This is a genomic window from Thermoanaerobaculia bacterium, from assembly GCA_018057705.1.
Classification (GTDB): Bacteria; Acidobacteriota; Thermoanaerobaculia; order Multivoradales; family JAGPDF01; genus JAGPDF01.
Genome location: JAGPDF010000098.1, coordinates 1 through 12,867 on the forward strand (window position 1 = coordinate 1; position 12,867 = coordinate 12,867).

Annotated in this window: 10 protein-coding genes; 2 read left to right on the forward strand and 8 right to left on the reverse strand. The window is 69.2% G+C overall.

From position 1 onward, the window contains the following. From KBI44_19465 to KBI44_19490, 6 genes are all read right to left on the reverse strand, one after another. Nucleotides 1-1,340: UDP-N-acetylmuramoyl-L-alanyl-D-glutamate--2,6-diaminopimelate ligase (locus tag KBI44_19465; protein MBP9146661.1), on the reverse strand; the 1,340-nt coding region annotated here is incomplete at its 3' end. Next, a complete protein-coding gene (locus KBI44_19470) occupies nt 1,337-3,370 on the reverse strand; it encodes a penicillin-binding protein 2 (protein MBP9146662.1) in 2,034 nt (677 codons plus the stop codon). The genes KBI44_19465 and KBI44_19470, both read right to left, overlap by 4 nt. Next, on the reverse strand, nt 3,367-3,711 hold the full coding sequence (locus KBI44_19475) for a cell division protein FtsL (protein ID MBP9146663.1): 345 nt from the start codon (nt 3,709-3,711) through the stop codon (nt 3,367-3,369). The genes KBI44_19470 and KBI44_19475 overlap by 4 nt, the downstream gene beginning before the upstream one ends. A 4-nt stretch (nt 3,712-3,715) precedes the next feature. Next, on the reverse strand, nt 3,716-4,681 hold the full coding sequence (rsmH, locus tag KBI44_19480; protein MBP9146664.1) for a 16S rRNA (cytosine(1402)-N(4))-methyltransferase RsmH: 966 nt from the start codon (nt 4,679-4,681) through the stop codon (nt 3,716-3,718). Beyond that, a complete protein-coding gene (locus tag KBI44_19485) occupies nt 4,678-5,118 on the reverse strand; it encodes a division/cell wall cluster transcriptional repressor MraZ (protein MBP9146665.1) in 441 nt (146 codons plus the stop codon). Before KBI44_19485 ends, rsmH begins: the two co-directional genes overlap by 4 nt. 158 nt (nt 5,119-5,276) lie before the next feature. Beyond that, a complete protein-coding gene (locus tag KBI44_19490; protein ID MBP9146666.1) occupies nt 5,277-8,096 on the reverse strand; it encodes a serine/threonine protein kinase in 2,820 nt (939 codons plus the stop codon). Between the two features lie 59 nt (nt 8,097-8,155). Between KBI44_19490 and KBI44_19495 the strand changes: the two genes are divergently transcribed. Together KBI44_19495 and KBI44_19500 are read left to right on the forward strand one after the other, a co-directional pair. Beyond that, nucleotides 8,156-9,826 carry an FG-GAP repeat protein gene (locus KBI44_19495; GenBank protein MBP9146667.1) on the forward strand — a complete coding sequence of 557 codons (1,671 nt, stop codon included), beginning with the start codon at nt 8,156-8,158 and terminating at the stop codon, nt 9,824-9,826. 68 nt (nt 9,827-9,894) lie between these two features. Further along, nucleotides 9,895-11,562: an FG-GAP repeat protein gene (locus tag KBI44_19500; GenBank protein MBP9146668.1), complete on the forward strand. Its 1,668-nt coding sequence runs from the start codon at nt 9,895-9,897 to the stop codon at nt 11,560-11,562. Between the two features lie 6 nt (nt 11,563-11,568). Here KBI44_19500 and KBI44_19505 read toward each other — a convergent pair whose 3' ends face one another. Then, nucleotides 11,569-12,162, reverse strand: coding sequence for a sigma-70 family RNA polymerase sigma factor (locus KBI44_19505; GenBank protein ID MBP9146669.1), 594 nt, complete (start codon nt 12,160-12,162; stop codon nt 11,569-11,571). Nucleotides 12,163-12,172: 10 nt separating this feature from the next. Continuing rightward, a partial coding sequence (locus tag KBI44_19510) for a peptidyl-prolyl cis-trans isomerase (GenBank protein MBP9146670.1) occupies nt 12,173-12,867 on the reverse strand: 695 nt, incomplete at its 5' end.

The window sequence follows — 12,867 nt, forward strand, 5'->3', positions numbered from 1 at the left end:
CGGCGGTCGGGCACGATGCGGTAGTTGCGGTTGGTGCTCGCCTTGAGACCCTGCTCGACCGCGGCGAGAATCGCCAGCGGATCCTCGCTGCGCGGATTGTCGGAGGTCGCGATCGGAAGGTCTGCGAGGTCGCCCGCGATCTTGCCCATCAATGGGCGCTTGCCCGTGTCGCGGTCGCCACCGCAGCCGAAGACCACGGCGACCTTCGTTCCGGTGAGCTCGCGCAGCGAGCGGATGGCCGCCTCGAGCGCGGCGTCGGTATGGGCGTAGTCGACCACGGCCAGGAACGGCTGACCGGCTCGCACCGCCTCCATGCGTCCGGCGAGCGGCCGTGTCGCTTCGATGCCGCGCGACATCGCTTCGAACGGCAGCCCCAGCGCCTCCGCTCCGGCCACCGCCGCCAGCAGGTTCGAGAGGTTGTAGCGGCCGAGGAGCGGCGAGCGCAGGCGCATCTGGCCGCGCGGCGTGGCGAGCGCGCCGCGGAGTCCTTCGCCGTCGAGGTCGACGCCGGCGGGGCGCACCGCGGCGCCCGAGCCCGTGGAGCCGAAGGTATGCACGAGGCCGAGCTCGCCGGCGAGCCGCCGGCCGTAGGCGTCGTCGAGATTCGCCACGCCCTGCCCCTCGGGCTTCAGAGCCGTGAAGAGACTGCGCTTGGCCGAGAAGTAGCTCGCCAGGTCGCCGTGAAAATCGAGGTGATCGCGGGTCAGGTTGGTGAACAGCGCGACGTCGAAGCGCGCCCCCTTGACGCGACCCTGGACCAGGGCATGGGACGAGACCTCCATCGCCACCGCGCGCGCGCCACGGGCGCGCATCGCGGCGAGCAGGCGGAAGAGATCGGAGGCTTCGGGGCTCGTGCGCACGCTCGCCCCGGCGCCCGCGCCCGCAGCCCCCCCGCCGAGGTCGTCGCCCGCGAAGTGGTACCCCAGGGTGCCGATCCGCCCGCAGGGCCGGCCCGCCGCCTCGAGAATCGCCGCGCAGAGCTCGACGACCGTCGACTTGCCGTTCGTGCCGGTGACGCCGATGAGCGTCAGGTCGCGATCGGGGTGGCCGTAGAGCGGCGCGGCGAGGTCGCCGAGCAGGGCGCGAGGTTCGGCAACGGTGAGCCAGGGGATCCCCGCCGGCGTCTCGGCCGGGCGCGGGCGGTCGGCGAGCACCGCCACCGCGCCGCGCTCGAGTGCCTGGCCGGCGAACAGCCGGCCGTCGAACTTCGCCCCGCTCCAGGTGACGAAGAGCTCTCCCGGCTCGACCGTGCGCGAGTCGTGACGAACGCCGAAGACCTCGGGGTCGGACCCGAGGTCTCCGGTGACGCCGAGATCCTGGAGGAGGGCGGACAGCCTCATCCGCCCGCTCCGCTTGCCAGATAGAGCTCCACCCGGGTGCCGGGCGGCGGCATCGGCGAGCCCGGCGGCGGCTCCTGCCGCTGGACCACACCGGCGCCGCGCAGGATCGGATAGAGGCGGAGGTCGGCGGTGGCCGCGAGCGCCTGGCGCGCAGTCATGCCGGCGAGGTCCGGGAGCGATCCTTCGGGCAGGCTCGCCGGAACCGGCTCCCCAACCTCGAGCGCGGCGGTCACGATGCCCTCCTCCGGGCTGGGCTGGGCGAGTGGATTCTCCGGAGTGTCCGGAGGGGTCGGAGAATCCGGAGAGGTTGACTCCTCTTCCGAGGGCGGCGGGGGCTCGCCCGGCCAGCGCTCGGGCCGCTCGCGCTGCGGCGGAACGTTCAAGTAGAGCAGCGCCTCCTGCGCGATCGCCGCGAAGACCGGCGCCGCCACTTCGCCGCCGTGATAGACCGGACGCGGATCGTCGATGACAACGACCGCGACGATCGCCGGATGCTGCGTCGGTGCGTAGCCGGCGAAACTGGCGACGAACTCGTTCGCGAGGTAGCCCTTGCCGGGCTCTGCCTTCTGGGCCGTACCGGTCTTTCCGGCCACCGGATAGCCGGGCACGACGGCGGCCTTGCCGGTGCCGCCCTCGAGCGTTACCCCGGCGAGGAGATCGGCCACCACGGCGAGCGTGCGCGGCGATACCGGACGACCCCGCTCCACCGGCTGCGGGTGGTGGAGCCGGGCGAGAGGGCCGCTCCCCGACTGCCGCACCAGGTAGGGCTCGAGCAGGCGTCCCCCGTTGGCGACCGCGCCGAAGGCGAGCGCGAGCTGGAGCGGAGTGATCGAGATACCCTGCCCGAAGGAGATGTAGGCCTTGGCGAGCGCCGGCCAGCGCGCGACCGGCATCAGAAGGCCCGGGCTCTCGCCCGGAAGATCCAGGCCCGAGGTGCGTCCGAAGCCGAAGGCGCGGATGGCGTCGTAGAAGGTCGCGTTCGAGAGCCGGAGCGAGGTCTTGATCGTGCCGACGTTCGAAGACTTGGCGATGACGTCGCGGAAGGTGAGTGTGCCGAACGCCTTGTGGTCGGAGATGCGGACGCCCGCCAGGGTGATGCCGCCCATCTCGCAGTCGAGCGTCTCCTCGGGGTCGATCAGCCCCTCTTCGAGGGCCGCCGCCGCCGTCACCATCTTGAAGGTCGAGCCGGGCTCGTAGGCGTCGCTCACCGGGCGGTTGCGTCGCTGCTCGTCGGTGGCGGTCGCGAAGCGGTTGGGATCGAAGGTCGGCCAGGAGGCGAGCGCCAGCACCGCGCCCGTCGCTGGCTCGAGCAGCACCACGCTGCCGCTCTGGGCGCGATAGCGCGCCGTCGCCTTCGCCAGCTCGCGCTCCGCGATCTGCTGCAGGGCGGCGTCGATCGTGAGGTGCAGGTCGTTGCCCGGCACCGGCGCCGCCGACGGCAGATTCGCCGGCACGGCCATGCCCTGCCGGGCGTCGCGCAGCACCGTGCGCCGGCCCGGCTTGCCCGCCACCACCTTGTCGTACATCGCCTCGAGCCCTGCCAGGCCATGATTGTCGGTGCCGACGTAGCCCAGCGTCTGCGCCCCGACTTCGCGCAGCGGGTAGTAGCGCTTGGACTCCTCGAGGAAGTAGATCCCGGGCAGGCCGAGCTCCTTCACGCGCCGCGCCTGTGGCGGGTCGAGCTTGCGAGCCACCCAGACGAACTCGCGATCGGCGCCGAGCAACCGCTCGAGCTTCGCGCCGTCGACCTCGAGCGCCCGCGCCAGCTTCACCGCCGCTCCGCGCGGGTCGCGCACCTCGCGCGGCACCGCGAACGCCGATTCGACCTCGACCGAGACCGCGAGCTCACGGCCGCGCGCGTCGTAGATCGTGCCGCGCGGCGGATCGAGCTCGATGACACGCTGCTGCTGGCGCTCGGCACGACGGGCGAACTCGTCGTGACGGTTCACCTGAAGGTGATAGAGCCGAGCGGCGATCGCTCCGATCCACAGCGTGAGCAGGGCGAGCACACAGAAGAGACGGCTCTTCACTCCATCTCCTCGCGGAAGATCACCTGCTCGAGGCGCGGCGCCTCGAGGCCGAGCTCATCCCTGGCGCGCGTCGCGAGCCGCTCCGGGTTGGCGAGATAGGCCGACTCGAGACGCAGCTGACGTTCGACCTGCTTGAGTTGATGAGTCCGACGTTCCAGCGTCTCGATCCGGTAGCCGACGCGCAGCGACTCGAGCTGCAGCCAGGTGTAGACCATGAGACCCAGGGCCAGCGGAAAGACCGCGAGCAGCACGAGCGCCAGTTCACGCAGCCTGCGGCGATCGCGTTCCCTGACGAGATACGCGTTGACGACCGGCCGGTGGACCGTGTAGGCGTTGCGCAATCCGTCACAGCCTCCGCGCTGCGCGCAGTCGCGCCGAACGGCTGCGCGGGTTGAACTGAACTTCGGCCTCTGTCGGGCGAACCGGCTTCCTGGTCAGGACCTCGAGAACCCGGGTCTCGGAGTGGGTCCGTCCGGTCGTCTGGTCGACCTCGCCGCGCGCCATGTTGCGAAACCGGTTCTTGACGATCCGGTCCTCGAGGCTGTGGAAGGAGATGATCACGAGCCGGCCGTCGCGATCGAGCAGGCGGACGGCCTGATCGAGAAGCTCTTCGGCCGCCTGGAGCTCTTCGTTCACAGCCAGGCGTAGCGCCTGGAAGACCCGCGTCGCCGGATCGATGCGCTCACCGCCGCTGCGCCCGCCGCGCTTGGCGCGGCGGACCACACTTGCGAGCGCAACGGTCGTGTCGATCGGGCCGACGCGACGTTCCGCGACCACCGCGCGCGCGACACGGCGCGCCTCGGGCTCTTCTCCGAACTCTCGAAAGATCTCTTCCAAGTTCTCCTCCGTAGCAAAGTTCACGAGCTCGGCGGCGGTGGGACCTTCAGTCCCCATCCGCATGTCGAGCGGTCCTTCACGTTGAAAACTGAAGCCGCGCTCCGGGTCGTCGAGCTGCAGCGACGACATCCCGAGGTCGGCGTAGATGCCTCGAAGTGGCGGCGCGGCTCCCGACATTCCGCTCCACTCGCCCCACAGCCCCTCGAGATCGCGGAAGTTGCCCTCGATGCAGTGTGCGCGTCCGCCGAACTCCGCCAGGCGTTCCCGGGCCAGGGCGAGAGCCCTCGGATCGCGATCGATGCCGAGAAGACGCGTCTCGGGGAAGCGGGAGAGCAGCGCGTGCGCGTGCCCGCCGAGCCCGAGGGTGCAGTCGACGAAGAGACCGCCGCGCTCGGGAGCGAGCCAGTGGAGAGTCTCTTCGAGGAGCACGGGCTGATGTCGCGCCGCGGGCGATTCGGGAGCATGGGCGCTCAGATTCCCCGCTCCGAGAGCAGCTGGAAGTCCTCGTCGGTGAAGGGATGTTCGGAGAGACGCTTCTCGAAGCGCTCGCGGTTCCAGACCACGAGGTGGTCGATGCGCGCCGAGACCACGACTTCGCCGCTCATCGTCGCCGAGGAGCGCAGGATCGTCGGTACCAGCAGTCTTCCCTGCCCGTCGAGCCGGGACTGCTGACCGTAGTAGCTGACGCGTTCGAGATAGCGCTCCTTGACGCGGTCGGTCGCGGGGAGGGCGGCGAGTCGCGACTCGATCTCCTCCCAGACCGGCAGCGGATAGACCAGGGCGTGATCCCCCGCCACCGACGTGATGAAGAACTCAGCGCCGAAGCGGTCTTCCAGGTCCCGCCTGAAGTCCGTGGGGACTTTCAGACGCCCTTTGTCGTCGATCGTGGCTACCGTGCTTCCGCGAACCATCTCCCGCCTCGGTGAACTGAAGGAATGCTCCAGCAATGTACAAGAGAGTTCCACTTTTGTCCATTTTTGTCCACACCATTTCGACACCCTCGCTCGAGGCTGCGAGGCGTAATCACGGCGGAATTGCTGGTGTTCGGGCGATCGAGAACTTTACGGCTTCAATTCGAGCGCGCTCGCGAAGTCGTGTTCGCGACGGAACGCGCGCGCGCAGCGAGGCCCGCGAGACCCAGGCCCTCGGCCTCGGCGAGAACCGACCTCGCCGACGACGTCGCGTCTTGAGGATCTCCGGTCGCCAGATCGAGCGTCGCGAGGTCGAGCCTCAGATCGAGCTCATCGAGCTTCCAACCTGCGTCGGCCGCCGCCGCGATTGCGGCGAGGAGATCCGTCCGCGCGGCAGTCTGGCGCCCTTCGGCATGCGCAACGGCGGCACGAGCCGAGAGGTATCCCAGGCGGCGCGCGAGACTGGGTGAGCTCGCAGAGAGTTCTCCGAGCGTCGCGAGGCCCTGGGCGGCTTCGCCTGCGCGGCCCGATTCCGCGGCCACTTGAGCTCGCAGGGCTGAGGCGAGAAACCCCGCGGTCCCACCTTCGCCGCCGCCCAGGCGCGCCTGTGCGGCCTCCAGAATCTGCAGCGCCAGCTTCGAGTTCCCGTGCCGATCCTCGATTCTCGACTGAGCGCCATCGAGCATCCCGGCGTAGTCGAGATCGCCATTCTCGACGAACAGGCGGCGGCCGATTTCGAAGGCCCTCCGGGCTTCCTCGAGCTCCCCTCGGGCGCCGGCGGCGCTTCCGCGCAACGTGTGCGCGAATCCGAGGCTCGTCTTGCCGCCGCCCTTGGCCGCCGCCGCGTCGAGCTCTGCAATCGTGCCTTCCAGGCGCTCGAACTGAGCTCGTTCCACGTCCGCCGCGCCACGCAGAAAGAGGGCCTGGCGCAGCACAGCCTCGCCGCCGGGTCGACGCAGCTCGACGACCGCCTCGTCGAGGAGCGGCGCGCGCTCGGGCCCGCCACCCTGCTCGCGGATCATCTCCGACAGAAAGAAGAGCGCCTCGCCCAACCTGCGGCCAGAGGCGCCGGAGCTCCGCCTCTCCGCCAGGATCTCGCGAAAGAGCTTCTCGGCCACGTCGGGTCGCCCGCGATCGCTCGCGAGCACTCCCAGATTGGCGAGCATCACTCCGGGAAAATTGCCAGCGGCTCGCCCTTCGGCTACCGCCAATGTCAGAAGCTCCTCGCCCTTCGCCAGCTCTCCCTGTTGCAGGTGCTCGATGGCGATGTCGTTCAGGACTCGGGACAGCGAGGCGTGGTCGCCCACCCGTTCGAAGGCCTGTCGTGCGCGCGCCATCTCGGACCGCGCCTCGTCGCGTTCGCCGAGGGTCGAGAGCAGGCGACCGCGAGAGGCGAGAATCTGTCCGATGAGCTCGCCTCGGCCGGTTCGTACGGCCTCGTCCCGGGCGCGGGTGAAGAGCACCAGTGCCCGCTGCGGCTCGTCCAGGTCCATGGCAATCGAGGCGTCCACGTAGTCGATGAGGGGATCGTTCTCGCGGCCGGGAATCTGCCGGAGCCTCGCGAGGATGAGCTGGGCCTCGGGGGCGCGATCGTTGTCCCCCAACGCGAGCGCCAGGATAGCTCCGGCTTCGACGCTCGCCGGCGCGGCGGCGAACTCGCGCCGCAGCTCGTCGAGCGGCAGTGCGGCGGCGCCGGAGAACGGAAAAGGGCGAGGCGCCGGTGGAGCCGGCGCGCGCCCGCCTTGCCAATAGCCGCCGACGGCGATCGCCACCGCGCAGACCAGTGCCGCAGCGGTGGCGAGCCCCAAGCGATGGCGGAGAACGAATCGCGTCGTGCGATAGCGCAGGCCGCCACGCCGGGCAGCGACGGGAAAGCCCCGGCAATAGCGTCGGAGGTCCTCGGCGAGCTCGCCGGCGTTCGCGTAGCGTTCGAGCGGCGACTTGCGGAGCGCCTTCAGGCAGACCGCATCCAGATCCCGGGTGAGCTCGCCCAATCGGAAGCGCTTCGAGCCGGAGAGCGCGGCGCCCGGGTCCGTTTCCGAAGTCGCGCGGCGGGCTGCCGTCGAAGGCGGCAACGGGTCGCGTTCCAGTACGTCGCGCTCGAGCGCCGCGCGCGGCGTCTGCTTGTCGCCGAACGGACGGCGGCCGGCGAGGAGCTCATAGAGCACGACGCCGAGCGCATAGACGTCGGCTGCCGGAGTGAGCGGATCGCCGCGAAACTGCTCGGGACTGGCGTAGCCCGGGGTCAGCACGCGCGACTCCGTGCGGGTTTCGGCGAGGCTCGCCTGGGTCTCGGGGTCGATCAGCTTGGAGATGCCGAAATCGAGCAGTCGCGGCCGCCCTTCGCGGTCGACGAGCAGATGGCCCGGCTTCAGGTCGCGATGGATGACGCCGCGTTCATGAGCGAACTGAACCGCTTCGAGGGCGGCGACGAAGAGCTCGATGCGCGCGCGCACCGGAAGGTCCCGCGTCCGCGCGTAGGTGATGAGATCCTCGCCCTCGACGAGCTCGAGAGCCAGGAACCAGGTGCCGTCCGAAGTCCGGCCTCCGGCGAGGAAGCGCGCGATTCCGGGGTGCTCGAGCGAGCTGAGAATGCGCACCTCGTCGCGGAAGCGGCGCACCGCGTCGTCGTCGAACACCGGCCGGTCGATGATCTTGAGCGCGACGGCCCGTCTGAAATCCTCGGTCTCCTCCTCGGCGAGAAAGACCCGTCCCATGCCACCGCGCCCGAGCTCGCGCACGATGCGATAGGGGCCGACGCGCTCGGGAAGTGGCGGGTCGAGGGCTTCGAGGTCGTTGTCGGGTCGCCACGGAGCGCGATCGAGCGGCGATCCGGTCTCGCCGGAGCTCGCGAGGAGGTGCGCGAGCTCTGCCGCCAGCCCGCGATCGCGGCCGCCGACCTCGTCGACGAGCGCCCGCCGCCCGGCATCGTCGAGCTCGAGAGCGCGCGCAAAGAGCTCGGGAAGATCCTCGCTCATGGAATGCGCCACTTTACGACGAGATGAGCCGCGAGAGCGACGCCTAACGCGTAGTGGACATGAGAACCCTTCGATCTGCCCGCGTGCAGCGCACCCTTCGAACCCTGGGAGCGGCCCTGCTCCTCACGATTCTCGCGACCGCCGCTCTCGACGCCCAGGCCGCGATCGGACTCTCCAGCGTCCGCGCCCAGGGGTTCCAGAACGAAGATCTGATCTTCTACACGCCGGAAGCGGGCGACCGCTTCGGCTGGGCGCTCGCCAGCGGCGATTTCAACGGCGACGGCGCGGAGGATCTCGCCACTGGCCTGCCTTTCGATGACGGGCTCGGCGGGAGCGGGCTCACCGACTGTGGCGCGGTCGTCATCCGCTACGGCGTCGTGGGGAACGGGCTGGCCGGAGGGCTGGCCGACACCTTCCTCTCGCAGTTCGCGGCCGGGAGCCTGAATCCACCCGAAGTGGACGATCGATTCGGCTATGCGCTGGCCGCCGGCGACTTCAACGGCGACGGCATCGATGATCTCGCCATCGGCGTCCCTGGCGATCGCCAGTGGGATTCGGGAACCGAGCAGTACGAGAACACCGGCGCGGTCGAAATTCACTATGGCCACGTCGACGGCATTCAGCTTGTAGGCGAGCATCACCTGAAGCACCACACCTTCTACAGCCACCCCGGCGACCGACTGGGAGAAGCATTGGCGGTCGGCAACTTCAACGCCGATTTCTATGACGACCTGGCGATCGGAGTCCCTGGGGATCACGGGGTCTTCCTCGACGGATTCGTTTGGCCCTCCGGCACCGTGTGGGTTCTGCATGGCCACTTCGGCGGGCTGGTGCCCGAGGACGTACTCTTCGTCTCGCAAGACAGCGAGGGCATCCATGACTGGCCAGAGATCGATGACGACTTCGGCTTCGCTGTGGCAACGGGCGACTTCAATGGCGACGGCTTCGACGACCTGGCGATCGGCGTGCCCGGAGAGGAAGCCACGGGCGCGGTGCAAGTGGTCCTGGGGAGCGCGTCCAGTCTGGTCTTCGCGAACAACGCAATCTGGTTGCAGGGCGAGCTCGTCGGCGGCGGCCCGAGTGAGGTGGGCGATCGCTTCGGCAGTGCTCTCGCGGTGGGCAACTTCGACGGCGACCTGAACTTCGGACGGCCCGTCGACGACCTCGTCATCGGCGCGCCGTTCGAGGACCTGGGCGCCGGGGGCGCGAACACCGACGCCGGTGAGATCTCCGTGCTCTACGGCACGGCGTCGGGAACCTGGTTCGATCACGCGCGCACCGAGCACCTGCGACAGAGTGGGATCTTCGGCTCGACGACCTACGACCAGGCGGGCGACAAGTTCGGTTTTGCACTCGCCAGCGGAGATTTCGACGGCGATGGCCGCGCCGACCTCGCCGTGGGCCAGCCTGGAGAAGATGTCGGCGGCATCAACCGGGGAGGCGTGACCATCCTCATGGGCGCCCTCGGCGGCCTCTACGATCGCTTCCGATTCCTGGCAGCGGGGATCAACGGAGTTCCGCCCGGTATTCAGGACCACTCAGATATGGGCCGGGCGCTGGCAACGGGCGACTTCGACGGCAACGGCCACTCCGATCTCGCCATCGGGATTCCCTTCCGCACCGTCGGCGGCCTGGAGGACGTTGGCTACGAGAGCGTGCTCTACGGTGCCCTGTTCGCCGACGGCTTCGCCGCCGGCAACGGCGGGTTCTGGTCGGAGTGGAACCCGTGACCGCTTCGAAGTGGCGCCCTTTTCGCGAGGCGATGAGCCGCGGAGCGGCCGGCGTACGCGTAGTGGGCATGCGAATCGAGATTCTGTCTGCCGTGCCGCGTCTCGTTCCGAACGGCCTCCTGGCACTCGCTCTCCCAACCCTGGCACTGCTCGCCCCCTCGACCGGTTTCGCCCAGGGCCCGGGCTGGGTCGGCCTCTCCTCAGTCCGTTCCCAGTACTTCGAGAACGAGGACCTGTTGTTCTATGTTCCCGAGGCCTTCGACAACTTCGGAGCGGCGCTCGCCACCGGCGACTTCAACGGCGACGGTGCCGACGACCTCGCGACCGGCATCCCGTACGACAACGGCCAGGCCGGCTTCGAGATGAACAACGTCGGGCTGGCGATCGTTCGCTACGGAATCCCGGGCTTCGGGCTCGAAACCGGACTCGCGGATACCGTCTTGAGGGACACCGAGGATGTCGCGCCGGACGACAATTTCGGCTTCGCCCTGGCCGCGGGAGATTTCAACGGCGACGGCTTCGACGATCTCGCGGTCGGCGAGCCGGGCAACCATGTCCTCAACTACGGCAAGGTCCACGTCTTCTACGGCAGCCCCGGAGGGATTCCGGTCCTGGCGGGGCACCGGTTCTGGTATCCGGGCGGGGCGCTCGAGAATTGCCGCTTCGGAAGCGTCCTGGCGGCGGGTGACTTCAATGCCGACTCCTTCGATGACCTGGCTGCCGGCATGCCTCAGTGCATGGTCTGGAGCAACCAGGGGATATTCGACGACGTCGGGGCGGTGGTGGTCATCGAGGGCAACAGCGGCGGACTGCTTCCGACGCAGAGTCCCCTCAACTTCCACCTGATCAATCAGGACGTAGCGGGAATCCCCGACAGCCCCGAAACGGGTGACCAATTCGGCTTCTCGCTCGCGGTCGGCAACTTCAATGGCGACACGCAGTCGATCGGCAACGAGGTCTACGACTTCGACGACCTCGCGATCGGCGCGCCGGGGGAAGACGGAGTCGGCGCTGTGCTGATCATCTATGGCAGTCCGTGGAACGTCCTGCCGGGAGGCAGCGTGTTCCTGAGAGAGTCGGATTGGGGTTCACTCCCGGAGCTGGATGACTTCTTCGGCTGGTCTCTCGCCGCCGCGGACTTCGACGGCAACGGCGCCGACGATCTGGCGATCGGAGCCCCGTACGAGGACCTCGGGGCTCGCACCGACACCGGCATGGTCACCGTGCTCTATGGTCAGATGTTCACCGGGTTCGACTTCGGCCTGAACGAGTGGTGGAGCCAGGCCGCGATCTACGGCTCAGGGTTCGCGCGCGACTTCGACCGTTTCGGTCATGCGCTCTCAGCTCTCAGGTTCGATCCGCACTGGGATGCCGTGGGCGAGCCGTTCGGCATCTCCACTCTGGTGATCGGAACACCCGGCATGAGCACCTTCCAGGGCGGAGTCTCGGTCGTGCGCGGCACGACGGCCGGGCTGGGTCCGGTGTACAAGGTGGGTCTCTTCGGATGGGACTTCGGCGCCGCACCGAGCACCCCGGAGAGCGGGTCCTTCGGCTCCGTTTTCGCGACCGGCGACTTCGACGGCAACGGCCACGAAGATCTCGCGATCGGTCATCAGCAACGCGCGGTAGGCGGTATCCCCGGCGCCGGCGCCGAGCTCGTCCTCTACAGCTCCACTTTCGCGGACGGCTTCGACCGTCTTGGCGACATCTTCGACTGGTCGGCCGCGGTGCCCTGAGCCTTTTCAGCCGGTAGAGCCGGGAGTTTCGACGGTTCCGCCGGCGAGCCGGGTGCGCAGCCAGGCGCGGGCGAACTGCCAGTCGCGCTTGACGGTAGCAGGGGAGGTCTCGAGGCAGCTCGCGATCTCCTCGATCTCCATGTCGACGAAGTAGCGCATCTCGACGACGCGCGTCTGGCGCGGGTAGCGTTCGGCAAAAAGGGTGAGCGCACGGTCGAGATCGAGCAGCTCGACTTCGGTGCCGCGCCGAGACTGGATGGTGACCGGCGCCGCGCCCTCGTCGCGCACCCGCTTGCGGGCGTTTCTGGCGCGGGCGTGGTCGACCAGAACGCGCCGCATCATGGTCGCCGCGAGGCCGAAGAAGTGGGCGCGATCGCGCCAGTCGGTGCCCTGCTGCTGCAGCAGGCGAAAGTACGCCTCGTGCACCAGATCCGTCGACTGCAGCGAATGCCCGGCGCGTTCGCCCTTGAGCTGCGACGAGGCGATCTTCTTGAGCTCGGCGTAGATGCGCTGCAGCAGCTCCTCGCCGGCAACGGCGTCGCCGCCGCGCCAGGCCCGAAGAAGACCCGTGACCTCGGTCGCGGCTTGCGAACGGCTCATGGTGTCGAGCCTACTCCGGCGGCGAGCCCGGCTCCGGCGGCGCTGAGGCGGGCGAACCCGGCGCACCGGGCGGCGGGGTCACCGGCGCCGGGGCCGGCGCACGCTTCGGGGCGAAGGCGGCCAGCGGGTCGTTGGCGTCGTCGCGCGTCACCTCGCGGTAGCCCACCGCCTCGGGAGGGGTGTTCTCCAGCAGGTAGGCGCGCGCCTCGAGGTCGGCGAGATAGGTGCGCATCTTCTCCTGGAAGAGCCGGCTCTGCTCTTCGGCCGCGAGCTCCTCCTTGACCTCGGCGAGCGGCCGGATCGTGCTCTCGGAGCGTTCGAGGACCTGCAGCAGGTGAAGCCCGCCGCGCGCCTCGACGGGAGAGGAGACGGCCCCGGCGACGAGCCCGGCGACCGCGGCCTCGAGCGCCGGCGCGAGCTCCCCCTCCTCGACCCAACCGAGATCGACCGGCCCCGTGGCGTCACCGCCGCCCAGCCGGGCTACGACGTCGGCCATCGACTCGCCGCCGGCGATCGCGACTCGCATCACCTCCGCAACTTCGCGCGCCTTCTGTCCGGAGAGCTTGTCCGCCGGAATGACGATCTCCTGCACCTTGGCCTTGGCTGGAACGCGGAACTCCTCCTGGCGCTCGCGATAGGTGCGCTGCAGCCATTCGTCGTCGACCTCCACCTTGGCGCGCACCTCGCGCTGGATGACGGCGTTGA

What these genes read in the sequence shown, in the direction of transcription:
- KBI44_19500 (MBP9146668.1), top strand. Translation starts at nt 9,895, where the DNA reads ATGCGAATCGAGATTCTGTCTGCCGTGCCGCGTCTCGTTCCGAACGGC.
- KBI44_19505 (MBP9146669.1), bottom strand. Translation starts at nt 12,162, where the DNA reads ATGAGCCGTTCGCAAGCCGCGACCGAGGTCACGGGTCTTCTTCGGGCC.
- KBI44_19495 (MBP9146667.1), top strand. Translation starts at nt 8,156, where the DNA reads ATGAGAACCCTTCGATCTGCCCGCGTGCAGCGCACCCTTCGAACCCTG.
- KBI44_19485 (MBP9146665.1), bottom strand. Translation starts at nt 5,118, where the DNA reads ATGGTTCGCGGAAGCACGGTAGCCACGATCGACGACAAAGGGCGTCTG.
- KBI44_19490 (MBP9146666.1), bottom strand. Translation starts at nt 8,096, where the DNA reads ATGAGCGAGGATCTTCCCGAGCTCTTTGCGCGCGCTCTCGAGCTCGAC.